23 protein-coding genes are annotated in these 23,441 nt (G+C 73.1%); 10 read left to right on the top strand and 13 right to left on the bottom strand.

Annotated elements, in window-relative coordinates; all coding sequences use genetic code 11:
* Nucleotides 1-9: 9 nt before the first annotated feature.
* The 9 genes from AB0435_RS22875 to fabG form a co-directional block, all read right to left on the bottom strand.
* The gene (locus AB0435_RS22875) at nucleotides 10-264 is read right to left on the bottom strand and encodes an acyl carrier protein (protein ID WP_361526992.1); all 255 of its coding nucleotides are present in this window, start codon (nucleotides 262-264) and stop codon (nucleotides 10-12) included.
* 15 nt (nucleotides 265-279) lie between these two features.
* Nucleotides 280-1,515 (bottom strand): ketosynthase chain-length factor, encoded by a 1,236-nt coding sequence (locus AB0435_RS22870; RefSeq protein ID WP_366007231.1) that lies wholly within the window; start codon nucleotides 1,513-1,515, stop codon nucleotides 280-282.
* Complete coding sequence (locus AB0435_RS22865; protein ID WP_366007232.1) at nucleotides 1,512-2,777, bottom strand: beta-ketoacyl-[acyl-carrier-protein] synthase family protein; 1,266 nt, start codon at nucleotides 2,775-2,777, stop codon at nucleotides 1,512-1,514. Before AB0435_RS22865 ends, AB0435_RS22870 begins: the two co-directional genes overlap by 4 nt.
* 125 nt (nucleotides 2,778-2,902) lie before the next feature.
* Nucleotides 2,903-3,220, bottom strand: a complete 318-nt coding sequence (locus tag AB0435_RS22860; protein ID WP_366007233.1) for a hypothetical protein — start codon at nucleotides 3,218-3,220, stop codon at nucleotides 2,903-2,905.
* A 126-nt stretch (nucleotides 3,221-3,346) separates the two neighbouring features.
* Complete coding sequence (locus AB0435_RS22855; RefSeq protein WP_366427833.1) at nucleotides 3,347-4,258, bottom strand: NmrA family NAD(P)-binding protein; 912 nt, start codon at nucleotides 4,256-4,258, stop codon at nucleotides 3,347-3,349.
* A 71-nt stretch (nucleotides 4,259-4,329) separates the two neighbouring features.
* A complete protein-coding gene (locus tag AB0435_RS22850) occupies nucleotides 4,330-5,316 on the bottom strand; it encodes a zinc-binding dehydrogenase (RefSeq protein ID WP_366427832.1) in 987 nt (328 codons plus the stop codon).
* A 50-nt stretch (nucleotides 5,317-5,366) separates the two neighbouring features.
* Nucleotides 5,367-6,089, bottom strand: coding sequence for a CocE/NonD family hydrolase C-terminal non-catalytic domain-containing protein (locus AB0435_RS22845; protein ID WP_366427831.1), 723 nt, complete (start codon nucleotides 6,087-6,089; stop codon nucleotides 5,367-5,369).
* Nucleotides 6,025-6,522: a MarR family transcriptional regulator gene (locus tag AB0435_RS22840; protein WP_366007945.1), complete on the bottom strand. Its 498-nt coding sequence runs from the start codon at nucleotides 6,520-6,522 to the stop codon at nucleotides 6,025-6,027. The genes AB0435_RS22845 and AB0435_RS22840 overlap by 65 nt, the downstream gene beginning before the upstream one ends.
* Before the next feature lie 472 nt (nucleotides 6,523-6,994).
* Nucleotides 6,995-7,780: a 3-oxoacyl-ACP reductase FabG gene (gene fabG, locus AB0435_RS22835; protein ID WP_366007946.1), complete on the bottom strand. Its 786-nt coding sequence runs from the start codon at nucleotides 7,778-7,780 to the stop codon at nucleotides 6,995-6,997.
* A gap of 160 nt (nucleotides 7,781-7,940) precedes the next feature.
* Between fabG and AB0435_RS22830 the strand changes: the two genes are divergently transcribed.
* Both AB0435_RS22830 and AB0435_RS22825 read left to right on the top strand, forming a co-directional pair.
* The gene (locus AB0435_RS22830; RefSeq protein WP_366007947.1) at nucleotides 7,941-8,756 is read left to right on the top strand and encodes a 4'-phosphopantetheinyl transferase superfamily protein; all 816 of its coding nucleotides are present in this window, start codon (nucleotides 7,941-7,943) and stop codon (nucleotides 8,754-8,756) included.
* Nucleotides 8,757-9,027: 271 nt separating this feature from the next.
* Nucleotides 9,028-9,948: an MBL fold metallo-hydrolase gene (locus tag AB0435_RS22825; RefSeq protein WP_366427830.1), complete on the top strand. Its 921-nt coding sequence runs from the start codon at nucleotides 9,028-9,030 to the stop codon at nucleotides 9,946-9,948.
* Nucleotides 9,949-10,312: 364 nt separating this feature from the next.
* On the opposite strand, the gene AB0435_RS22820 is transcribed toward AB0435_RS22825, so the two are convergent.
* Nucleotides 10,313-10,762 (bottom strand): hypothetical protein, encoded by a 450-nt coding sequence (locus tag AB0435_RS22820; protein ID WP_366427829.1) that lies wholly within the window; start codon nucleotides 10,760-10,762, stop codon nucleotides 10,313-10,315.
* 93 nt (nucleotides 10,763-10,855) lie between these two features.
* Between AB0435_RS22820 and AB0435_RS22815 the strand changes: the two genes are divergently transcribed.
* The 4 genes from AB0435_RS22815 to AB0435_RS22800 are packed head-to-tail and all read left to right on the top strand — an operon-like array spanning nucleotide 10,856 to nucleotide 16,142.
* Complete coding sequence (locus tag AB0435_RS22815; RefSeq protein ID WP_366007950.1) at nucleotides 10,856-11,560, top strand: succinate dehydrogenase; 705 nt, start codon at nucleotides 10,856-10,858, stop codon at nucleotides 11,558-11,560.
* 1 nt (nucleotide 11,561) lies between these two features.
* Nucleotides 11,562-13,508: a fumarate reductase/succinate dehydrogenase flavoprotein subunit gene (locus AB0435_RS22810; RefSeq protein ID WP_366007951.1), complete on the top strand. Its 1,947-nt coding sequence runs from the start codon at nucleotides 11,562-11,564 to the stop codon at nucleotides 13,506-13,508.
* Nucleotides 13,505-14,254 carry a succinate dehydrogenase/fumarate reductase iron-sulfur subunit gene (locus tag AB0435_RS22805; protein WP_366007952.1) on the top strand — a complete coding sequence of 250 codons (750 nt, stop codon included), beginning with the start codon at nucleotides 13,505-13,507 and terminating at the stop codon, nucleotides 14,252-14,254. Before AB0435_RS22810 ends, AB0435_RS22805 begins: the two co-directional genes overlap by 4 nt.
* Before the next feature lie 58 nt (nucleotides 14,255-14,312).
* The gene (locus AB0435_RS22800; RefSeq protein ID WP_366427845.1) at nucleotides 14,313-16,142 is read left to right on the top strand and encodes a hypothetical protein; all 1,830 of its coding nucleotides are present in this window, start codon (nucleotides 14,313-14,315) and stop codon (nucleotides 16,140-16,142) included.
* Between the two features lie 324 nt (nucleotides 16,143-16,466).
* Here AB0435_RS22800 and AB0435_RS22795 read toward each other — a convergent pair whose 3' ends face one another.
* The 3 genes from AB0435_RS22795 to AB0435_RS22785 all read right to left on the bottom strand — a co-directional run bounded on the left by AB0435_RS22795 (nucleotide 16,467) and on the right by AB0435_RS22785 (nucleotide 20,468).
* Nucleotides 16,467-18,827 carry a tetratricopeptide repeat protein gene (locus AB0435_RS22795; protein WP_366427828.1) on the bottom strand — a complete coding sequence of 787 codons (2,361 nt, stop codon included), beginning with the start codon at nucleotides 18,825-18,827 and terminating at the stop codon, nucleotides 16,467-16,469.
* Between the two features lie 202 nt (nucleotides 18,828-19,029).
* Entirely contained in the window at nucleotides 19,030-19,272 is a 243-nt protein-coding gene (locus tag AB0435_RS22790; RefSeq protein ID WP_361533614.1) for a chaplin, read from the bottom strand.
* A 218-nt stretch (nucleotides 19,273-19,490) separates the two neighbouring features.
* Nucleotides 19,491-20,468 (bottom strand): polyprenyl synthetase family protein, encoded by a 978-nt coding sequence (locus tag AB0435_RS22785; RefSeq protein WP_366007954.1) that lies wholly within the window; start codon nucleotides 20,466-20,468, stop codon nucleotides 19,491-19,493.
* A 367-nt stretch (nucleotides 20,469-20,835) separates the two neighbouring features.
* Between AB0435_RS22785 and AB0435_RS22780 the strand changes: the two genes are divergently transcribed.
* The 4 genes from AB0435_RS22780 (at nucleotide 20,836) to crcB (ending at nucleotide 23,353) form a co-directional block, all read left to right on the top strand.
* The gene (locus AB0435_RS22780; RefSeq protein ID WP_366427827.1) at nucleotides 20,836-22,068 is read left to right on the top strand and encodes a styrene monooxygenase/indole monooxygenase family protein; all 1,233 of its coding nucleotides are present in this window, start codon (nucleotides 20,836-20,838) and stop codon (nucleotides 22,066-22,068) included.
* Nucleotides 22,069-22,212: 144 nt separating this feature from the next.
* Nucleotides 22,213-22,680 (top strand): CrcB family protein, encoded by a 468-nt coding sequence (locus AB0435_RS22775; protein ID WP_366427826.1) that lies wholly within the window; start codon nucleotides 22,213-22,215, stop codon nucleotides 22,678-22,680.
* On the top strand, nucleotides 22,677-23,033 hold the full coding sequence (locus AB0435_RS22770; RefSeq protein WP_366007958.1) for a DUF190 domain-containing protein: 357 nt from the start codon (nucleotides 22,677-22,679) through the stop codon (nucleotides 23,031-23,033). Before AB0435_RS22775 ends, AB0435_RS22770 begins: the two co-directional genes overlap by 4 nt.
* Nucleotides 23,030-23,353, top strand: coding sequence for a fluoride efflux transporter CrcB (gene crcB, locus AB0435_RS22765; RefSeq protein ID WP_366427825.1), 324 nt, complete (start codon nucleotides 23,030-23,032; stop codon nucleotides 23,351-23,353). The genes AB0435_RS22770 and crcB overlap by 4 nt, the downstream gene beginning before the upstream one ends.
* Nucleotides 23,354-23,441: the final 88 nt, after the last annotated feature.

Raw genomic sequence — 23,441 nt, 5'->3', positions numbered from 1 at the left:
TCGCCCGCGTCAGGCCGTCCGCACCGCCCCGTTGATCAGGTCGAGCAGGGCGCGCGGCGTCCCGGCGTCGGAGACCGCGTCGTCGGAGACGGAGATGCCCGCCTCGCGCTCGATGGCGGCGGCGCTCTCCATCAGGGCGAGCGAGTCGTAACCGAGCTCCTCGAAGGGCACGTCGAGGATGTCGCCGCTCAGGTCGACGTCGTCGTTCTCGCCCGCGCAGGCGATGAGGACGCGCCGGAGGTCGTCGAGCGTCAGCTGTGCCATGGGAGTTCCCCCTCGTTAATGGGTGTCGGCCGTGGTCACCACGACCGCCGAGTTGAATCCGTGCCGGCCGCGCGCGAGGACGAGCGCGGACCGCAGTTCCGCTTCCCGGGGCCGGCCGACGACGAGGTCGAGGCCGTACTCCTCGGGTACGGAGCCGGTGTGCGCGGTGTGCGGGACGATCCGGTCGCGCAGGGCGAGCAGGGCGGCGGCCACGTCGGCGGCACCGCCGCCCGCCGCGAGCCGGCCCGTGAGGGACTTGGGCGCGGTGACGGGGACGCCGCGCGGGCCGAAGATCCCGCGGAGCGCCGCCGCCTCCGCCCGGTCGGCGTCCGGCCGCCCGGCGCCGTCGGCGAAGACGACGCCGATGTCGCCGGGCTCCAGGCCCGCGTCGGCCAGGGCGAGTTCGGCGGCGCGGCGCAGCCCGGAGGGGCGGTCGCTGCCGGGGGCCGGGTCGAAGGTGGCCGCGTAGCCGGCGATCTCGCCGTAGACGTGCCCGGCGCCGCGTTCCCGGGCGGAGGCGGCGTCCTCGGTGACGAGGATCGCGCCGCCCTCGCCGGGCACATGGCCGCCCGCCCGGACATCGAAGGGGAGGTACGCCCCCTCCGGGTCGGCCGACGTGCTGACCAGTCCGCCCGCGAGCTGGGAGGCGAACCCCCAGGGGTCGAGCGCGGAGTCGACACCTCCGGTGAGCACGGCCCGGGTGCCGGCCCGCACCGTACGCCGGGCGTGGCCGATCGCGTCGAGGCCGCCGGCCTGCTCGGTGACGAGGGCGGCGCTGGGGCCGCGCAGGCCGTTGCGGATGGAGATCTGGCCGGTGTTCACGGCGTAGAACCAGGCGAACGACTCGTAGACGCTGACGAATTCCGGGCCCTGGCTCCAGAGCTTGTGGAACTCGCGGTGGGTGAAGTCGAAGCCGCCCTGCGCGGTGGAGGTGACGACGCCCACGTCGTAGTCGGCGAGCGGGGAGCCGGTGCCGAGGCCCGCGTCGGCGAGGGCCCAGTCGGCGGCGGCCAGGGCGTAGCGGGTGGAGACGTCGGTCTGCGGCAGCAGCCGGGACGGCAGGTGTTCCTTGGGTTCGAAGTCCCGGATCTGCCCGGCGAGGCGGGAGGGATGGCGGGAGGCGTCGAAGCGGGTGATCGCGCCGATGCCGTTGTCGCCCGCGAGCAGGGCCTTCCAGAACTCCTCGCGGCCCAGGCCGTTGGGGGCCGCGACGCCTAGGCCGGTGACGACGGTGCGGACGGGGGCACTCATGCCGCCACCTCCGGGCGGTGCAGGACCATCGCGCTCTGAAAGCCGCCGAAGCCGCTGCCCACCGTCAGGACGGTGTCCACACGCTGCTCGCGCGCGGTCAACGGCACGTAGTCCAGGTCGCATTCGGGATCGGGAGTGTGCAGGTTCGCCGTGGGCGGGATGACACCGTGCTCGATCGCCAGCAAGGAGGCGGCGATCTCGACGGAGCCGATCGCGCCGAGCGAGTGACCCACCATGGACTTGATCGAACTGACCGGCACGTCGTACGCGTGCTGCCCGAGACTGCGCTTGAACGCCGCGGTCTCGTGCCGGTCGTTCTGCTTGGTGCCCGAGCCGTGCGCGTTGACGTAGTCGACGGCGGAGCCGTCCAGGCGGGCCTGGCCGAGGGCGGCCCGGATGGCCTCTGCCATCTCGCGGCCGTCCTTCTTCAAGCCGGTCATGTGGTATGCGTTGCAGCGCGTCGCGTAGCCGCCGGCCTCGGCGTAGATGTGGGCGTCGCGGGCCTTGGCGGCCTCGTACTCCTCCAGCACGAACATCGCCGCGCCCTCGGCGAGGACGAAGCCGTTGCGGCTGCCGTCGAAGGGGCGCGAGGCGTGCGCGGGGTCGTCGTTGCGCGAGGTCGTCGCCTTGATCGCGTCGAAGCAGGCCACGACGATCGGCGAGATCGGGGTGTCGGTGGCGCCGGCGAGGACCACGTCGGCGGAGCCCTCGCGGATCAGCGCGACGGCGTGCCCGACCGCGTCCAGGCCGGAGGTGCAGCCGTCGGACACCATCGCGACCGGGCCCTCGGCGCCGACCTCCCAGGCCACCTCGGCGGGCATGACGCCGGGCGAGAGGTAGTCGAACATGTACGGCGAGAGGTGGGCGGGGTCGACGAGCCAGTCCCGGCCGGAGTCGGACATCACCAGGTACTCGTTCTCCAGGCTGGTCGCCGAGGCGACCGCGCTGCCCAGGGTGACGCCGATCCGGTGCGGGTCGAGACCGCCGGTCTCCAGGCCGCTGTCGGCCAGCGCCTCCCGGGTGCAGGCCACGGCGAACTGGGTGGCCCGGTCCATGCGGCGGATCTGCCGCGGGCTGAGGCCCTCGGCGCGCGGGTCGAAGTCGACCTCGCCCGCGACGCGGGAGCGGAAGGGCGAGGCGTCGAAGAAGCTGATCCCCCGGGTGGCCGTGCGGCCCTCGCTGAGGAGGCTCCAGAACTCCTTCGTCCCGGACCCGCCCGGTGCGCGGACCCCGATGCCGGTGATCACCACGCGCCGGGTCACGGGGTGGTTCCTGCGGTGCTGTGCATGGTGGTGAACTCCTAGGTGAGGAAGGTCAGTCGTAGGACACGTGACGGGACTTGAGGAGGACCGTCTCGTCGTCGGCCGACGGGGGCGGCTGCCTTGGGTCACTCGGTGACGCGCGTGCCCGAGATGGTCACCGAGAAGGTCTCCTGGAGGTTGCCGGAGAGGTCGTACCGGCCGGAGATGCCGGACGAGGTGAAGGGGCCGCCGGTGACCTTGCCCGCCTGCTCGGCCTCGATCTGCGAGACCGGCTTGCCGTCCGCGTAGATGCAGTGCTCCAGGTGGAAGGTGAGGAGCCGTCGTCCTGCTGCTTCCAGGTGCCGCTGCGGCGGGTGCGGGAGATTCTCATGGGCAACTGCCTTTCGGAGAGGACCTCGTGGCGGGAACCGCTGCTGGTTCCCGGCGAGAGGGAGTCTCCTCAAATCCCCTGGAGGCTGCTTCAAGTCGCGGTGGAGCAGGCCGTGTTGCCCTCTTGCGGGCATGGCGACGGCGGGTCCGGCGCACTGCCGGACCCGCCGTCGCCTCACTCACTCATGGACCGCCCGCGGTCAGGCGCCCGGCGCGTTCCGCCGGACGAACTCCTCGACCGAGGTGGGGATGATCTCCGGGTAGCGGTCGTTGTCCAGGGAGTCGAACCTGCCCTTGCCGGTCACCATGCCCCACTGGTACTGCAGCGCGACGTAGTCGAAGGGGTTCTGCGTCTCCTTCGCCTGGCGCTCGATCTCGGCCCGCAGCTCGGCGCCCGTGCCGAGCGTGACGAACTCCAGCTCCCGGCCGGTGGCGCGCTCGACCGCGGCGTGGAACTGGCGCATCGAGACGACCTCACCGGCGAACCGTACGGCCCCGCCGGCGAGGGCCGGGTCGAGCACGGCCGCGGCGGTGAAGGCGGCCGTGTCCTTCACGGAGGTCAGGTCCATCGGCTGGTCGGGGTCGCCCCAGTGGGAGAACGTGTTCTTCTCGAAGTCCACGATCTGCATAAAGGTGATCATGACCTCCATGAACGCGCCGTTGAGCACGGAGAGCACGGAGACCGGGGAGCCCGCGAGGCGCTCGGCGGCCTTCTTGTGCATGTCGATCATGAAGTTGTCGGTGTAGTCGAGCTTGAAGATGTCGATGGCGAAGTCCGAGGGCACGATGCGGGAGACCCCGGCCTTCTCGGCGGCGCGCAGGAGGTTCTCCTGGCCGTCGACGATCACCTCGGGGCCGCCCTGGACGGCGGAGACCACGGTCTCCACGCCCGCCAGCGCACCGGCCAGCTTCTCCACGCCGTCGGTGATGTCGCCCTCGACGAGGGTGAGGCCGCGGGCCTCCAGCGCGCTCAGGGCGGCCTTCTTCTCGGCGCTGATGCCGGGGCGCACCAGGGCCTTCACACCCGCGCCGCGCTCCAGCAGGCTCGCGGCGATCCGGCTGCCGAGCAGTCCGGTCGCGCCGGCCACCAGGATCTTCGCGTCTGTTGCCATGTTTGTTTCTCTCCTTGCCAGTTCGAAAGGTGAACGTCGTAACAAAAAGGTGGTTCTCAGGGGATGAGCTCTCAGGGGATGAGCAGCGTCTTCCCGACGGTGGTCCGCGCCTCGACGGCGGCGTGCGCGGCCGCCGCCTCCGCCAGCGGGAAGCGCTGGCCGATGACGGCCTTGACGCGCCCGGCCACCGCCAGGCCGAGCACCTCGGTCACCAGCTCCCGCGCGTGGTCGGGGCGGCTCCAGACCTGTCCGGCGGTGAAGCCGGTGAGGGTCAGGCCGCGGCCGAGGAGGTCCATCGGGCCGATCTCCACGGGCGAGCCGCTGGAGAAGCCGAAGGTGACGAAGCGGCCGGAGCCGCCCGTGAGCAGCCCGAAGGCCGCCTTCGAGACGGGGCCGCCGATGTGGTCGAAGACCACGTCCACGGTGCCGCCGCCGAGTCCGGCGCGGACCTGGTCCGCCCAGCCCGCCGCGGAGTAGTCGACGGCGTGGTCGGCGCCCAGCTCCTTGATCAGGGCCAGCTTGTGCTCGCCGCGCGCCGTGCCGATCACGGTCCCGACGCCCGCGGCCTTGAGCAGCTGGACCAGCAGCGTGCCGACCGCGCCGGCGGCCGCCTGGACGAGGACGCGGTCGCCCGGCCCGAGGCGGGCGGCCCGGATCAGCCCGGCGGCCGTGCAGCCGTAGCGGTAGAGGGCGAGGGCGTCCTCGGTGCCGAGCCCGGCGGGGATCTCGATGACGGAGTCCGCGGGGACGACGGCCTGCTCGGCGTAGCCGCCGGTGCTGACCGTGCTCGCGAGGACGCGCTTGCCGATCAGGTGGGTGTGCTCGGGGGAGCCCACCGCGCCTACGGTGCCCGCGAGTTCCTTGCCGAGGACGACGGGGAAGGGCGCGCCGCCGAGGACGCCGCCCATCTTTCCCGAGCGGACCTGTGTCTCCAGGAACTGGACCCCGACGGCCGCGGCGTCCACGGTGACCTCTCCCGGCCGGGGGGCCGGCGCGGCCACCTCGCCGATCTGGAGGTTCTCCGGGGGGCCGAACTGATGCAGCAGTACCGCGCGCATGGGTGTGCAACTCCTTGTGGTGGGCTGGGATCGATTCCGCTCGGCCCCGGTCAGGCCGACGGGATCACCGGGATCAGCAGGTGCGAGTCGTAGTCGCCGCCGCTGTGGATGATGTGGTCGCCCTTGTTCCGCGTGGTGCGGTGGCCGGGCAGGACGCCGGTCATGAAGTCGCTGCCCTGGACGACCAGTTCGAGCTGCTCGCCCGCCTCGAAGAGGGTGGAGGACGGCCAGATCTCGATCTCCACGGGCACGGGCACGCCCGGCTCCAGCCGCTCCTCGCGGTCGTGGGTGTGCCAGGGCTGCCAGGGGGTCGACCGCTCCTCGTCGAGGGCGCGGTGGCTGGCCCGCTGCCAGCCGAGGGCGACCGGGCCGTCGTCGTAGAGCGCGAAGAAGGGGAAGGGCACGGCCTCGCCCGAGCGGTCGATCTTGCGCAGGACGACGAAGAGGTCGGCGTCGTCGGAACCGTCCGCCTCGATCCACAGCCGCAGCTTGGTGCGGCCGGTCAGCCGGGTGCGCTCGGCGAACTCGTGGCGGAAGCGGGCGCCGCCGCCCTCGCCCTCGGCGGGGCAGCGCAGGGCGGTCGCGGTCTCCGAGGGCTTCTCGGGGCTCTCCGGCTCGTAGTAGTAGTGCCAGGTCTCGCGGCCGCGGGAGAGGCGGGGGGTGAACGCGTGCCCTCTCCCGTCCCGCTTGACGGGCTGTTCACCGGGCTCAGTACCCCCGTTTCTTGATCTCGTCCGCGAGCGCCTCCAGGCTTTCGGCCAGATACGCCACATCGGGGGCGTCCCAGTCGGTCATCAGCTCGGCGACCGCCCGCGCGCGGGCCTTGCGGAGCTTGGTGATGGCCAGCCGTCCGGCGCGCGTGACCTCCACCAACTGCGCCCGGCCGTCCGTGGGATCGGGTGAACGCGCGATGAGGCCGTGCTCCTCCAGCCGTTTGGCGGGCGGGGTGAGCGTGGACTTGTCGACCCCCATGCTCTCCGCCAGCGTGGAGAGCCGCACGGGCCCGCCGTAGGAGATCTGGGCGAGCAGGGTCTGGTCCCCGAGCGCGAGTCCGAGGCCCGAGTCGGCCATGATGCGACGCCTGTTGGCGGTGGAGAACATCCAGTTCCCCACGACCGCGAGGGCGCCCGCCACCCGTCCCGTCTCCTCCTCGGTGCTCGCCTCGGGGGCACCGCCCGACGTCCGCGTACGGTCTTCGTCCCGCACTGCCTCCCCCTCCGAACCGGTCGAACAAGTTGGTTGGCTATCACCAACTATCCATCACACCTGTGCTGTCACGCAACGGCATTCGACGGCATTCGCAAGAAGTGCCCCCAGGGGCAAGGGAGATCCGTCGCGACTCGATCTCGCCTTGAGCCGCCTGCGGGCCGGCTTTGCGACTTTCGGCGTGCTCAGATGAAACCGGGGCGCAGCGACCCTGATGTGCGGCTCCGCCGCGTGGGGGCTGCGCCCCAGCCCCCCCGACTGCGGGGCGGTGGCGCCTGCGGCGGGCTTCTTCCCCAGCCCCGCCCCTTCCCGGAACTGGGGGAGCCCCCCAGACCCCCGACCACGCTTCGCGCGGTGTCCTCAAACTCCCCCAGCTACCTCCCCCAGACTCCGTCCGGGGGTGCCCCCAGAGGTGCCCCCAACGGGCTGAACTGCGCACCTGGGGCGCGAGCCCCCGACCCCGACCGTGAGGTCAGTAATTGCCCAGCCCGCCACAGACGTTGAGTGCCTGCGCGGTCACAGCGGCAGCGTCGTCGCTGACCAGGTATTCCACCATCGCCGCCACCTCGCGCGTCTCCACGTAGCGGCCCATCGGGACGCGGTTCGTGATGCGGTCGAAGGTCTCCTCCTCGCTCACGCCCCAGATGCCCGCGTAGTGCTCGCGGACCTTCTCCGCCATCGGGGTCTCTACGAAGCCGGGGCAGACGGCGTTGACCGTGATGCCCGTACGGGCCAGTTCCAGGCCGAGGGCCTTGGTCAGGCCGACGACGCCGTGCTTGGAGGCGGAGTACGGGACGGCGTGCACCACGCCCTGCTTGCCGCCGGTGGAGGCGATGTTGATGATGCGGCCGCGACCCTGCTCCTTCATCCGGCCGGTGTTCAGCACCTCCTTGGTCATCAGGAAGACACTGGTGAGGTTGATGTTGATGACGTCGAGCCACAGCTCGTCGGGGATCTCCGCGGTGGCACCGCCGCCGCTGCGGCCGGCGTTGTTGACCAGGATGCCGACGGGGCCGTACCGCTCGACGGCGGAGCGTACGAAGGAGCGGATCTGCTCGGCGTCGGCGACGTCGCACACGGTGCCGTCGACGTCCAGGCCCTCGTCCCGGAGCTCCTTGAGGACGCCCGCCGGCCGGGCCTCGTCGCGGGCGCAGATGAAGGTGCGGGCGCCGAGCCCGGCCAGCCGCCTGGTGATCTCCAGGCCGATGCCGCTGGTCGCTCCCGTGACCAGGGCGACGGGGGCAGGGGTGGTGGACATGTGACTTCCGTGTCGAGAGTGCGCCGAGAGTGCGGCCGATCTGCCGTGAGCCTCGCGAAACCGCCTTGAGCTGCACTGGAGGGTGCGTGGACCACGCGCGGCTCGACCGGCGTTCGAGCCGGGTGCGGCACGGTGGCGGCTCCTGACCGAGGGGGTTCCCGTGTCCGTTCCTTCGCCGGCCGTGCTGCTGCCCGTGCGGCTCCTCACCCCGTCCGGGCCCTGGGACGAGGTGACGGACGACTGGGTGCGCGAGGGCACGGTGCTCGTGTACGGCGTGGTCCCCGACTGGGCGCCGCCGTCCGGCGCCGACGCGGAGCGGCTGGCCGCGGACGAGCCCTGCCGCTGGGCGGGGCTGCGCGGCGAGGGGCTGCGGGCCCGGTTCCTCGCCTCACGCTTCCTGCTGCGCAGCCTGGTGGGCGCGGTGACGGGTACGGGCTGGCGCGGGGTGCGCCCGGCCCGTACGGCACTCGGCCGCCCGTACGTCCGCGGCCTGCCGGGGCTGCGGGTCAGCCTCAGCCACAGCGGGCCGGTGCTGGCCGCGGCCGTGAGCGGGCACGGTCCGGTCGGGGTGGACACCGAGCGGGCCGGACGGGGGACGTCGCTGTCCCCCGCGCACGTCTGCACCCCCGAGGAGGCGGGGCGGCTGGCGGGGCTCAGGGACGACGAGCGCGCGGCGGAGCTGCTGCGGCTGTGGACGCTGAAGGAGGCGTACACCAAGGCCCTGGGCGTGGGCCTGCGGCGGCCCCCGAGCAGCATCGGCTTCGCGCCCGGGGCGCGTGGGCCCGTGCTGCTGGACGACGGCGAGGGAGAGCCGGACCCGTACCGGCGGTGGTCGTTCGCCACCCGCCTGGTGCGGTCCGCCCTCCCGGAGCCGTATCTGCTGAGCGTGGCGGCGGCTCAGCCCGCGGACAGCGGGCGGACCGCGGCGCCCTCCGGCCGCTCCGCGAGCGACATGTCACCGCTGAGGACCGCCTGACGCAGGCGCTGGAGGCGGGGTGCCGGCGAGGGCGGGGCCGCGCCGGAGGCTCTCGTCCCCGGCCGGCGGAACTCGTACCACGCGCCCCGGTATCCGCAAGAAGCACGGACCAGGCGTTCTTCCCTCAAGTCCCTTGGACAGCAGGGCTTTACAGGTTTCCTGCGGATACCCGGACCGGCGTGCCGACGGCCTCCGGCGGGGCGGCTCCAGCAGGCCTCCATCCGCGCGGCCGACGATGGGGCGGATCGACGACGTGCTGGAGGAGGCCCGTATGAGTGGTGCGGTACAGGGGACGGAAGGGCGGCTGGAGGAGGTCGCCGACGGGGTGTTCGGCTACGTCCAGCCCGACGGCGGCTGGTGCCTGAACAACGCCGGGCTGATCGTCGCGGGCGACGGGCAGGCCGCGCTCGTGGACACCGCCGCGACGGAGGCCCGCGCGCGGGCGCTGCGGGCCGCCGTCCTGACGGTCGCCCCGGCCGCCCCGCGGACGCTGGTGAACACCCACTTCCACGGGGACCACGCCTTCGGCAACTTCGTCTTCCCCGAGGCCCTCGTCATCGGCCACGAGCGGGCCCGTACGGAGATGCTCTCCGCCGGACTGCACCTGACCGGGCTGTGGCCCGACGTCTGCTGGGGCGACATCGAACTGGTGCCGCCCGCCCTCACCTTCACCGACCGGCTGACGCTGCACGTGGGCGACGTCCGCGCCGAACTCCTGCACCTGGGGCCCGCCCACACCAGCAACGACACCGTCGTCTGGCTGCCGGAACAGCGCGTGCTCTTCGCGGGCGACCTCGTGATGAACGGCGCCACCCCCTTCGTGCCCATGGGCTCGGTCAGCGGATCGCTCACCGCGCTCGCCGCGCTGCGCGAACTGGGCCCGCGCGCCATCGTCCCCGGGCACGGGCCGGTGGCCGGCCCCGAACTCCTGGACGACGCCGAGCGATACCTCCTGTACGTCCGCGAACTGGCCCGCGAGGGCATGGCGGCGGGCCTCTCCCCCGTCGACATCGCCCGCAAGGCGGACCTGGGGGCGTTCGGCCAGTGGCTGGACTCCGAGCGGCTCGTTCCCAACCTGCATCGGGCGATCGCCGAGGAGCGGGGGGCTGCGCCGGGCAGTCCTGTCGACATGACGGCGCTCTTCGGGGAGATGATCGAGTTCCATGGGGGCGTTCCGGCTTGCGGGGCGTAGTTCTGGACCGTGGCTGAGGCGCCTGCGGCGGGCTTTTTCCCCTACCCGCCCCTTCCCGAAACTGGGGGAGACCCCCAGACCCCCAACCACGCTTCGCGCGGTGTCCTCAAACGCCGGACGGGCTGATTTCGCTGGCTACGGTCCGCACCATCCAGCCCGTTGGGGGCACCTCTGGGGGCACCCCCGGACGGAGTCTGGGGGAGGTAGCTGGGGGAGTTTGAGGACGCGCCCGCAGGGCGCTCCCGCCGCAGGCGGCGAACCGGCCCGCAGCCGGGGGCCTGGGGCACGCGCCCCAGTTTCGGGAAGGGGCGGGGCTGGGGAAAAAGCCCGCCGCAGGCGCAAGCAACCCGCCCCCACCACACCGTCAAGAGAACCCCACGTCCACCCCCGCCCCCCGGGCCACCGCACACTGATAGAGCAAGTCACAAGCCACCGCGTCCTCCACCGGCACCCCCACCGACTCGAACACCGTCACCTCCGCCTCGGACGTACGGCCCGGATGCCGCCCGGTCAGGACGTCCCCCAGCTCCGTCATGACCGGCCGCTCCGGAAGCGCTCCCTCCGCGATCGGGATCAGGACGTCGCCCGCCTCCCGCAGCACCGCCTCCGTGGACTCCACGAAGAGGCCCGCGCGGGTGACGAGTTCGGTGGGCAGCTCACGGCGCGCGGCGCCGTACGCTCCGACGGCGTTGACGTGCAGGCCCTCGCGCCGCAGCGCGGAGTCCTCGAAGAGGGGGCGGGACGCGGAGGTGACGGTGCAGATCACGTCCGCGTCGCGTACGGCGGTGGTGACGTCCTCGTGGACCGGGGACATCACAGGCGTACCCGCATGCATAGTCAGTGCCTATCGAGATGAGTCGGACTATGTCTTGGCCCTCTCGGGCAGGGCCGACCTAGGGTCGTGTTCATGGCATTGGCAACGCGGACGGACCGACGGCCGTCCATCACGCGCACCTTCTGGGGATCGACCGTCGGCAAGAAGACCGTGATGGCCGCGACCGGACTGATCATGATCGCGTACCTGGCCGTCCACGCGTTGGGCAACGCCAAGATCTTCTTCGGGGCCGGCGACTTCAACGACTACGGCCACTGGCTGCGCGTCATGGGCGCGCCGGTCCTGCACCGCGAGTGGGGGCTGTGGATCGCCCGCGTGGTGCTGTCGGCGGCCGTGATCCTGCACGGGGTCTCCGCGTACCAGCTGAGCCGCCGCGACATCAAGGCGCGCACCACGCGCTACGTGCACAAGCGGCAGCGCGCGAGCTACGCCACGCGCACCATGCGGTGGGGCGGGATCATCCTCGCCCTGTTCATCGTCTGGCACATCCTCGACCTGACGACGGGCACCGTGCACCCCGGCTTCCAGGAGGGGCACCCGTACCAGAACGTGGTGGACACCTTCTCCACCTGGTACGGCAACGTCATCTACATCGTCGCGATGCTCGCCCTGGGCCTGCACATCCGGCACGGCTTCTGGAGCGCCGCCCAGACGCTGGGCGTGGGCAACGCGACGCGCGACCGGATCCTCAAGACCGTGGCCAATGTTCTGGCGCTGCTGCTGACCGCGGCCTTCATCTCCGTCCCCGTGGGCGTCATGACCGGAGTGGTGAGCTGACATGACCTACACCGACTACACGACCGGCGAACCGCTCGTCGACACCAAGGCGCCGGAAGGCCCCATAGCCGAGCGCTGGGACCGCCGCCGCTTCGAGGCGAAACTGGTCAACCCCGCCAACCGCCGCAAGCAGACAGTGATCGTCGTGGGCACCGGGCTCGCGGGCGGCGCGGCCGGCGCGACACTGGCCGAACAGGGCTACCGCGTCGTGCAGTTCTGCTACCAGGACTCGCCGCGCCGCGCCCACTCGATCGCCGCGCAGGGCGGCATCAACGCCGCGAAGAACTACCGCAACGACGGCGACTCCGTCCACCGCCTCTTCTACGACACCGTCAAGGGCGGCGACTTCCGGGCGCGCGAGTCCAACGTCCACCGCCTCGCCCAGGTCTCGGTCGAGATCATCGACCAGTGCGTGGCACAGGGCGTGCCGTTCGCCCGGGAGTACGGCGGCCTCCTCGACACCCGCTCCTTCGGCGGCGTGCAGGTATCCCGTACCTTCTACGCCCGCGGGCAGACGGGCCAGCAGCTGCTGCTCGGCGCCTATCAGGCGCTCAGCCGCCAGATCGCCGCGGGCAACGTCGAGCTCCACCCGCGCACCGAGATGCTCGACCTGATCGTCGTCGACGGCAGGGCCCGCGGCATCGTCGCCCGCGACCTGATCACCGGCCGTATCGACACCTATTTCGCCGACGCGGTGGTGCTGGCCTCCGGCGGCTACGGCAACGTCTTCTACCTCTCCACCAACGCGAAGAACTCCAACGCCACCGCCGCCTGGCGGGCCCACCGGCGCGGCGCGTACTTCGCCAACCCCTGCTTCACCCAGATCCACCCCACCTGTATCCCGCGCTCCGGCGACCACCAGTCGAAGCTGACGCTGATGAGCGAGTCGCTGCGCAACGACGGCCGCATCTGGGTGCCCAGGGCGAAGGGTGACGACCGGCCGCCGGCCGCGATCCCCGAGGACGAGCGCGACTACTACCTGGAGCGGATCTACCCCTCCTTCGGCAACCTCGTGCCGCGTGACATCGCCTCCCGCGCCGCGAAGAACGTCTGCGACGAGGGCCGCGGCGTCGGCCCCGGCGGGCAGGGCGTCTACCTCGACTTCGCCGACGCCATCCGGCGGATGGGCCGCGCGGCCGTCGAGGCGAAGTACGGCAACCTCTTCGACATGTACGAGCGCATCACCGCGGAGAACCCGTACGAGGTGCCCATGCGCATCTACCCCGCGATCCACTACACGATGGGCGGGCTGTGGGTCGACTACGACCTCCAGACCACGGTCCCGGGCCTGTTCGCGATCGGCGAGGCCAACTTCTCGGACCACGGCGCCAACCGGCTCGGCGCCTCCGCGCTGATGCAGGGCCTGGCCGACGGCTATTTCGTCCTGCCGTCGACCATCAACGACTACCTCGCCCGCAACCCGCACCACGACGAGGTCGACGCCGCCCACCCGGCGGCCGTCGCCGCGGTCGGCGAGACGAAGCGGCGCCTGGAGCGGCTCCTGGCCGTCGGCGGCGACCGCACGCCCGACTCCTTCCACCGGGAGATCGGCGAGCTGATGTGGGAGTACTGCGGGATGGCCCGCACCGAGGAGGGCCTGCGCAAGGCCCTCGACCGGATCCCGCAGATCCGCGAGGAGTTCTGGCGCCGGATCAAGGTGCCGGGCACCGGCGAGGAGTTCAACCAGTCGCTGGAGAAGGCCAACCGCGTCGTCGACTATCTGGAGCTCGCCGAGCTGATGTGCCTCGACGCGCTGCACCGGTCCGAGTCCTGCGGCGGCCACTTCCGCGAGGAGTCCCGCACCGAGGGCGGTGAGGCGGCCCGCAAGGACGAGGAGTTCTCGTACGCCGCCGCCTGGGAGTTCCCCCTCACCGGCGACGCCCCCGTCCTGCACAAGGAAGACCTCGTCTTCGAGTACGTCCACCCCACTCAGCGGAGCTACGCATGAGGCTCACTTTGCGCGTCTGGCGGCAGAAGAACGCCGACGCCCCCGGCGCCATGGCCACCTATGAGGTCGACGGCATCTCGAAGGACATGTCCTTCCTGGAGATGCTCGACACCCTCAACGAGAAGCTCATCCTGGAGGGCGAGGACCCCGTCGCCTTCGACCACGACTGCCGCGAGGGCATCTGCGGCGCGTGCAGCCTGGTCATCAACGGCGACGCGCACGGCCCCGAGCGCACCACGACCTGCCAGCTGCACATGCGGTCCTTCTCCGACGGGGACACCATCGACATCGAGCCGTGGCGCGCCACGGCCTTCCCGGTGGTCAGGGACCTGGTCGTGGACCGGTCGGCGTTCGACCGGATCATCGGGGCGGGCGGCTACATCAGCGCCCCCACCGGCTCCGCGCCCGAGGCGCACGCGACGCCCGTGCCCAAGCCGGACGCCGACTTCGCCTTCGAGCACGCCGAGTGCATCGGCTGCGGCGCGTGCGTGGCGGCCTGCCCCAACGGCTCCGCGATGCTCTTCACCTCCGCGAAGGTCAACCACCTCAACGTGCTGCCGCAGGGCGCGCCCGAGCGGGAGTCCCGCGTGCTCGACATGGTCGCCACCATGGACGCCGAGGGCTTCGGCGGCTGCACCCTCACCGGCGAGTGCGCCACCGCGTGCCCCAAGGGCATCCCGCTGCCGTCCATCGCCGCCATGAACAAGGAGTGGCTGCGCGCCACCCGCAAGGCCGGCAAACGCTGATCCACCACCCGCCCCGCACTGTTATGTTCGCTTCCTTGGGGGTGCGCGTGTGGTGCGGGTGACGGGTGAGGACTGGCTGAGGGTGCCGGTCGGCGAGGACGCGGAGCGGTGGAGGACGCGCGGGCGGGCCCGGAAGGTGCTCTTCGTGGTGCACAACGTCACCTCGGCGACCCGCCTGCTCGACATGCTGCCGCTCTTCGCCGACGACACGCGCCTGCAACTGCTGGCGACCTGCACGGGCTCGTCGCCGTTCCTCGCCGGGGTGCCGGAACTGCTGACAGCGGCGGGCCTGCCCGTACTGCCGTGGGAACAGGCGAAGGCGACGCCGGTGGAGCTGGCGGTCTCGGCCAGTTACGGAGGTGAACTCCCGCTCCTTCAGGGGAAGTTGGCGATACTGTCACACGGTGTTGGCTACAATAAGAGATTGGCGACACCGGACACCGGACACCGGACACCGGACACCGGACACCGTGCGCGGGGCGCGTCCGGCGCTGTCTTCGCGCCCGCCGATTCCCGGGGCGGGGCCCCGGCCCCCGTCTTCGGGATGGATCCCGACTGGCTGCTCCACGACGGCCGTCCCATAGCCGACGCCACCGTCCTCTCCCATCCCGAGCAGCTCGACCGGCTCGGCGCCGCCTGCCCTGAGGCCGCGGCCACCGCCGTGCTCGCCGGGGATCCCTGCTACGACCGCATCCTCGACGCCCTCCCCCACCGGGACCGGTTCCGCCGCGCCCTCGGGGTGGCGGCCGGGCAGCGGCTGATCGTGGTCAACTCGACCTGGTCGCCCGGCTCGCTCTTCGGGGACGGCGACGGGGACCTGCTGCCGTCCCTGCTCCCCCGGCTGACGGCCGAGCTGCCCGCCGACGAGTACCGCGTGGCCGCCGTCCTCCACCCCAACATCTGGCACGGGCACGGCCCCGGCCAGGTCCGTGCCTGGCTGGACCGGGCGCGCAGGGCGGGGCTGGTGCTCGTACCGCCGCTGGAGGGCTGGCGGCAGGCGCTGATCGCCGCCGACTGCGTACTGGGCGACCACGGGTCCGTCACCTACTACGCCGCCGCCATCGGCACGCCCGTGCTGCTGGGCGCCTTTCCGGACGCGGCCCTGGACCCGGACTCGCCGGTCGCCGCCCTGGGCAGGACCGCGCCCAGGCTGCGCCCGTACGAGGGGCTGCGCGCCCAGCTCGACCACGCCGTCGACCACCACGAGCCGGGCCGCTACCGCGCGTTCGCCGACCAGGTCAGCTCGGCCCCGGGCGCGTCCGCGCGGCTGCTGCGCCGGGTCTTCCACGACCTCATCGGCATCCCCGAGCCCGCCGGCCGGCCCGCCCTGCTCGACCGGCTCCCTCTGCCCGCCTTCGAACCGGCGATGCGCACCGCTCCCGTACGGGTCCTCACCCGCCTCCTCGGCGCGGCCCCGCCGGAGATCGCCGTCACCCGCCACGCGGAGGGCCCGCACGAGGCGGAGGCCGACGACGACTTCGGCTGGGACGCCCACACCGTCGTCCACGAGGACACCCGGGACGCGTCCCGCCTGCGCCTCGCGGACGTCATCGTGCGGTACGGCTCCGCCGACGACCCTCGCGTCGGCCCGCCGTCCGTTTGGACGGCGGAGGTCCTGTCCCGGCATCCGGCGTGCGCGCTCGCGGTGTACGTGACGGGGGTGGACCGGTGCACGGTGCGTCTTCGCGATGGCGCGGTGGTGCGACTGTCCGCGGCCGCGGGGCCCGACGGGCGGCCCGATCTGTGCGATCCGGCGGCGTATGGGTCCGCGTTGCACGCGTGGCTGGCGTCGGGTAAGTCGCTGGCGGAGGCGGTAACTTCGGGTGTGAGGGTGGTGACGGGCGGGGTGGGGCGGGTGGTGTCGGTGGGGGTCGAAGTGGCCGGTTGATTCTCCCCAGCCCCGCCCCTTCCCGAAACCGGGGAGACCCCGGACCCCAACGCGGCTTCGCCGCGTGTCCTCAAACGCCGGACGGGCTGATTTCAGCCCGTTGGGGGCACCTCCCAGCGGTAGCTGGGGGAGTTTGAGGACAACGCGCGAAGCGTGTTGCTGGGGGGCCTGGGGGCTTGCCCCCAGTTTCGGGAAGGGGCGGGTAGGGGAAAAGCCCGCCGCAGGCGCAGCGGACCGGCAGCCGGGGGCCTGGGGCACGCGCCCCCGCGCGGCGGAGCCGCAGATCAGATACAGCCGGGAAGGGGCGGGGCTGGGGAGAGAAACCTAACCCGCACCCCCAAGCCGCACCCCCACCCGCGCCACCCCAGACACATCGCCCAGCGACACATACAACTCCCGGGCCCGCCGCAGAAATCCCGCCGAATCCCCACCGCACCGCGCCCGCAACTCCAGCGCGTCCGCCAGCTGGAGCGTCGCCCCTTCCGCCGACATCACCGAGATCGCCTCGTCCAGCGGCACCCGCGCCCCTGCCGGGTCGCCCGCGGCGAGCAGCGTCTCGCCCAAGCTCATCCGTACACGCGCCTCGTTGTAGGAATCGCGCTCCGGAAGGGTGTGGAAGCAGCCGAGTGCGTGCCACAACTGGCCGACGGCCTCGGGGAAGCGGCCCTGGCCGGCCAGGGCGCGGCCGAGGTGGTGCTCCAGGAGGGCGAGGGCGCGCGGGGCGTCCTTCTCGCCGTCGTCGCCCGGGGCGACCTCGTCCCAGATGCGCCGCGCCTGGCGGAAGCGTTCCTCGGCCTCCGCGTACCGCCACTGCCGCAGGAAGAGCAGGCCCAGGGACTCCACGGCGCTGGCGTGACCCCGGTGGTGCCCGGCCGCGCGGTCCGCCGCCGCCGCGGCGTCCAGTTCGCGTTCGGCGTCGGCCAGGCGACCGAGTCCCATGTAGGCGAAGGCGAGTTGGGAGCGCATCCGGCCCTCGGCACGGGGCTCGCTCGTGGCGCAGCGCCGGGCGGCGGCCACACCTCTCACATGAGTGGCCACCCACTGCTCGTGGAAGCCGAGGCGCAGGTGCAGCGCCCACATCGCCTCGCACAACTGCCAGGTGAGCCCGTCGAATCCGTGCTCCTCCGCCGCCCGTACGGCCTCGGCGAGGTTCTCGCGCTCGCGCGAGAGCTCCTCCAGGGCGGCGCGGGCGGCTTCGGCCGACGCGGCGGGCCTGGGCAGCCGGCCGTAGCCGGGCCCGAGGTGCCAACGGGCGGTGATCACGCGGTAGTCGGCGGCCACCGCGAAGTCCAGGTACCAGCCGATCACGCGCTCGACCGAGTCCCTGGCTGCCGCGCGGCCGTCCTCCTCGTGGGCCCGCGACTCGGCGTGGCGGCGTACGACGTCGTGGAAGCGGTAACGCCCGTCGGCGGCCTCTTCCAGGAGGCGGGCGCCGACGAGGTCGCCGAGGAGGGCGCGGGCCTCGGCGGGGCCGATGTCCGCGGCGGCGGCCGCCGCGCCGACGGGGACGGCTGGCCAGGGGCACAGCCCGAGGAGCCGGTAGAGGCGGGCGGCCGCGGGGGCGAGGGCGCGGTAGGCGACGTCGGTGGCGAGGAGGGTGGGGTCGGCGGGGGCCGGAGCGGCCGGTTCGGGACCACGGGAGGCGAATTCGCGCTCCAGGCGCTCCCAGTCGACCCCGTCCCTCCCGGCCGCGAGCGCGCCCGTCTCGCACAGCGCCAGCGGCATGCCCCCGCAGCGCGCCGCCACCGCCTCGGCGTGCGCGCGCTGCGCCCCGGCCGGTTCCAGGCCGGCGATCCGGGTGAGCAGCAGCACCGCGTCGTCCCCGGACAGCGGGCCGAGGTGCAGGACGCGGGCGCCGTGGTCGCGTACGAGCTCGGGCAGCCCGTGGCGGCTGGTGACGAGGGTCAGCGAGCCGGGCGCGGCGGTGAGCAGCGGGGCGACCTGGGCGGCCGAGTGGGCGTTGTCGAGGAGGACGACGAGCCGCCGGTCCGCGGTGCGGTGGCGGTAGAGGTCGGCCTGTTCCTGCTCGGTGGCGGGCACCCGGTCGGCGGGCACGCCGAGGCCGTGCAGGAACCGTACGAGGGTCGCCGAGGGGCCGGCGGCGGTGGCCGGGGAGGCGCCGCGGAGGTCGGCGTAGAGCTGGCCGTCGGGGAAGCGGTCCGCGAAGGCGCGGGCGAAGTGCACGGCGGTGGCGGTCTTCCCGACGCCGCCGGGGCCGGTGAGCACGACGATGCGCGGGGCGCCCGCCGCGCTCGCGGCGGGGTCGTCGAGGAGGGCGGCGATGGCCCGCCGTACGGGCTCGCGGTCGGTGAAGGCGGCCGTGCCGGGCGGGAGCAGCCGGGGTCGGGCGGCGGTCGCGCAGACGGGCCCGGTGGTGTCGCGCAGCAGGTCGGTCTCGCGGAGCCAGGCGATGAGGTCACGGGCGAAGGCCGGTTCGCGGCGGGCCTGTTCGAAGAGCCGCTCGGCGAGGTCGCGGCGGGCGGCCGGGTCGGTGGGGACGGTCGGCGGGTGGGCCGTGCCGTCGGCGTCGTCAGCGTCGTCAGCGTCTCGGCCGCGGATGCGGCGGGCGAGGGCGGCGAGGCGTTCCGTGGTGCGCCGGCCCGCTTCCGCCGCGGCGCCCGACAGCATGCCCGACGTCGCCGTGTTCACGGCCGAAAGCACCGCCGCCGTCGTGAACGGATCCACGTCTGCCCCTCCCCGGAGTCGCGATCCGCCCACGCTATCGGGAAGATCGCTCCGATGGACGGCTTCCGGCCGAGGGGATTCGGGGGCCGCGAAGGGCCTCGAAGGGCCCCTGCGTGCCGTGGCCGGCGTGGCGCCCGGGACGGGGCAGGGGCGCCACGCACGGTCCGGGGCGGGGGCCCCGGTCAGGCCTCGTGGGGCGGGGTCACGACTTGTTGATGCAGGTGTTGCCGGACGCCGCGTTCAGCAGGCCGATGATGTCGATGCTGTTGCCGCACAGGTTGATCGGGACGTGCAGCGGCACCTGGATGACGTTGCCCGAGACGATGCCCGGCGAGCCGGCGGCCACACCGCGGGCCCCGGAGTCGGCGACGGCCCCTCCGGTGAAGCCCGCGAGCGCGGCGCCGACGGTGGCGGTCAGTACGACGGTTTTGGCGATTCGAGACATGCGGAGACACCTTTGCTCAGTCGTTCTGGGAGGCACCCGACCGGTGACAGCCGGGGTGTGGCTCAACGCCTGATAGTCACAAAGGTTTCGTACATGGAGCGGACGGGTGACTCGGGACTTCACCTCCCCTAACCGCCCATTCACGGCATTGGACCGGACGGCCGATCCCGTGTCCCCCACGGGGCCGGTGGCGGCTCCGCCCGCCACCGGCCCCGGTCTCAGCCTTTCTCCGCCGCCATCCGCGCGGCGAAGGCGGCGAGCTCCTCGGACCAGCCCGTCGCCAGCCGCGAGGACGTGGCGATGCGGGTGGCCCGGTCGACCAGCTCCTTGATGTGGCGCTCGGCGATGCCGCGCTCCTCGCGCTCCAGGAGGATCTCCCGCAGCAGCTCCGCGTCCCAGTCGTACTCCGGGCCGCCGTCGAGGAAGCCGCGCAGCCGCCACGCGGCGTGCAGGGACCGGGCGTAGGCGTCGTAGGTGACGTCGAGGTCGGGGCGGCCGGCCAGGGCGCCGCCCAGGCGCAGCGGGTGCCGCACGGCGTACCAGCCGGCCGTGCAGCCCCGGTCGCATCCCGATATGCACCGCCCCGGCCACGGGTCGTCGAGATACTCGGCGGCCATCGCCTCGTGGGCATAGGTGCCGACCACCCGCTCCAGGCGCAGTTCGTCCCAGGTCCGCCAGGCCGCGACGGGCAGCCGGGCCGCGAGCCGGTCGGCGAGGGTGAGGGAGAGGTCGCCCGCGAGGTTCGCGGTGGACTCGCCGAAGCGCCCGGCGTCGCCCGCCCAGCCGTTGCGCTCGTGCTCGGCGGCGCGGCTGACGTGGAGGGTGGGGATGCCACGGCGCAGAGCGGCGTTGTCGCGGACGTCGCTGCGGATGAGGGTGCAGGTGTCGAGGAGTTCGAGGGCGGCCGCGGCGTCGACCGCCTCGGCGGACTCGGGGCCTTCGGGGTCGCCGCCCGCCGCGAGATAGCCGGTGAGCAGGATGACCGGGCGCACCCGGTCGATGCCCACCGCGACGAGCTCGGCGAGGGACTCGATCAGCCCGGCGCCCCGGGTGTCGGCGGTGCGCCAGCGCCGGTGCTCGTCGTTGAGGAGGCCGCGCAGGCGCTCCTCCACGCGGTCGAGCATGCCCGCGCGCTGGAGTTGGGGGGTCACCTCCTGGGGCGCCGGCGAGCGCGGCAGCCTCGGTTGCGCTGTCATCGTGTGCCTCCCTGGATGGCTCCGGCCTGCGACCGGCCGGGCCGGCGGGTGCTCCGCCGCACCGGCGGAGCCTGACCGGCCAGAAGGCTTCCCAGCGCAGCGCGTCGGAAGCGGTGGTTTCCTGCCATACCGGATCGAGCCATACGTTCGGCGCCCGCCGCGGAATTCGGGGCTCCGGAGGCACGGAGCTCGGGACCGGGCGGCCGGACGGGGGTATGCGCGCATGGCTCATATTGGGCTGTTGCGCGATGGCGCCCGGACCGGCAGGGGCCGTCCGGCGGGCGCCGGACCCCGACAGGCCGTCTGTACAGCGCGCCCGCGGCGCCGCTACAAACGGGAGCCCTGGACGGGCGAGCGGGAGGCGACGATGCGCAGGATCGCGATTGTCGGCGCGGGCCAGGGAGGGCTGCACCTGGCCCTCGGACTGGGACCCGGCCGGGACCACGAGGTGACCGTGTACGCGGCCCGGACCGCCGAGGAGGTCCGGACCGGCCCGATCATGTCCACCCAGCTGATGTACGGTCCCGCCCTCGCCCTGGAGCGTGCCGCGGGCCTGCACCTGTGGGAGGCGGAGACCCCGCGGCTGGGCTCGCTGCGCATCACCACCGCGGACGGCGATCTCACCGGGCCGTTCGACGAGCCCGCGCAGTGCGTCGATCAGCGCGTGAAGACGGCGCGCTGGCTGGAGCTGTTCGAGGAGCGGGGCGGCCGGGTCGAGTACGGCACGGTGGAGCCGGAGCAACTGGAGCGGATCGCCGGGGCGCACGACCTGACGGTGGTCGCGACCGGCCGCGGCCCGCTGTCGGAGCTCTTCGGCCGGGACGAGCGGCACAGCCCGTACGACCGCCCCCGGCGGAACCTGGCCGCCGTCTACGTGCACGGCCTGCGCACCGGTCCGGACGCCGCCTGGCCGCAGTTGCGGTGCAGCCCGGTGGAGGGCGTCGGGGAGTTCTTCGCCATGGAGGGCACGGCGGCGGGCGGGCCGTGCGGGATGCTGCTGTGGGAGGCCGTGCCCGGTGGGCCCTTCGACCGCTGGCAGGACCGGCCCGGCCCGGACGCCGTGGTCGGGCGGACGCTCGGCCTGCTGCGGGATCACATCCCCTGGGAGTACGAGCTGTGCGCGGCCATGGAGCCGACGGACGCGGGCGCCGCGCTCGTCGGGGCCGTCACCCCGGTGGTCCGGCACCCGGTGGCGCGGGTCGCCGACGGCCGTCACGTCCTCGGCATGGCCGACGCGGTCGTCGTCAACGACCCCCTGACCGGCCAGGGCGCCAACTCGGCGGCCCGCTGCGCCGACACCTACCTCCGGGCGATCCTCGCGCACGGCGACAAGCCCTTCGACCGGACGTGGATGCTGCGGACGTTCGCCGCGTTCTGGGAGCACGCACGGCACACGGTGGCCCTCACCAACCTGCTGCTGGCGCCCCCGCCGCCGCACGTGCGCCGGGTGCTGGCCACCGCGCGGGAGTACCCGGAGGTCGCCCGCCGCTACGCCAACGGCTACGCCGACCCGGCCGGCTTCCAGGACTGGCTGCTGGACGCGGACCGCGCCGACGCGTATCTCGCCGCGGTGACCGGCCGGCGGGTGCCCGGCGCCTGAGCGGTGCCGGGGCGACGGCGGTAGCCTGATTCCCGGTGGCGGCCGAGGCCGCCACGCGGCGGTGGGGCCCGCCGTACCCGAACCGCGGCACGAGCGCCGCCAACGGTCCCTACTTGCCGGAACCCTGCGAGTAGGAGGCTGACCATGGGCCCGTCACGAGCCGTCGCGGACTCTCCCCCGGTGACCGCCCCGTCCCCCGGCCGGCCTGCCGCGCGCGGACAGTGGCCGGTCGTCTGCGCGGTGTCCCTCGGAGGCGGCATCGGAGCGGCCGTCCGCTACGGCGCGGGACTGCTGTGGCCGACCGCGCAGGGCGCGTTCCCCTGGACCACGTTCCTGATCAACATCGTCGGCTGCGCCCTGATCGGCGCCCTGCTCGTGGTGATCGCCGACCTCGCCGCGCCGCACCGGCTGCTGCGGCCCTTCCTCGGCACGGGGGTACTGGGCGGTTTCACCACGTTCTCCACCTACGCGGTGGACATCCGGAACCTGGTGGACGGCGGCCACGCGGCGACCGCCCTCGCCTGTCTCGCGGGCACCCTGCTCGCCGCGATGGCGGCGGTGTGGGCGGCTGCCCGCCTCACCCGGACGTTCCTGCGCCGGAGGGCCCGATGAGACTCCACGGCAACGCCCTGCGGCTGACGGTCGTCATCGGCGAGTCCGACACCTGGCACCACCGGCCGCTGTACTCCGAGATCGTGCACCGCGCCCGCGCCGCCGGGCTGGCGGGCGCGAGCGTCTTCCGGGGCATCGAGGGCTTCGGCGCGTCCTCGGTCGTCCACACGTCACGGCTGCTGTCCCTGAGCGAGGACCTGCCGGTGTCCGTGGTGATCGTCGACTCCGAGGAGCGCGTACGGGCCTTCGTGCCCGCGCTGGACGAACTGGTCGACGGGGGCCTCGTGTTGCTCGACGAGGTCGAGGTCGTGCGCTACACCGGCCGCGGCGGGCAGCCGGGGGGCGCGGAGTGAACTGGCTGCTCGTCGTCGCCGGGGCCATGGCCGGCGCGCCCCTGCGCTATCTCACGGACCGCGCCGTGCAGTCCCGCCACGACTCGGTCTTCCCCTGGGGCACGTTCACCGTCAACGTCGTGGGCTGTCTGATCCTCGGCGTCCTGACCGGCGCGGCGGTCCCCGACCGCCTGTGGCTCCTGCTCGGCACGGGACTGTGCGGTGCGCTCACGACGTACTCGACGTTCTCCTACGAGACGTTGCGGCTGTCGGAGGAGGGTGCGGGGGTCTACGCGGTGGCGAATGCGGGGGCGAGTGTGGTGTGCGGGTTGGGGCGCTGAAGGACCTGAGGATCCAAATGGGGCTGGATCCCGACGACCCTGACGCAGAACGTCGTCGCATGAGGGCCGCTCGAAAGATCGCTCAGGA

The sequence above is a fragment of the Streptomyces sp. NPDC051173 genome, from assembly GCF_040689515.1.
Taxonomy (GTDB): Bacteria; Actinomycetota; Actinomycetes; order Streptomycetales; family Streptomycetaceae; genus Streptomyces.
Note: the sequence above shows the minus strand (reverse complement) of the source record. Positions and strands in the feature narration are given on the sequence as shown.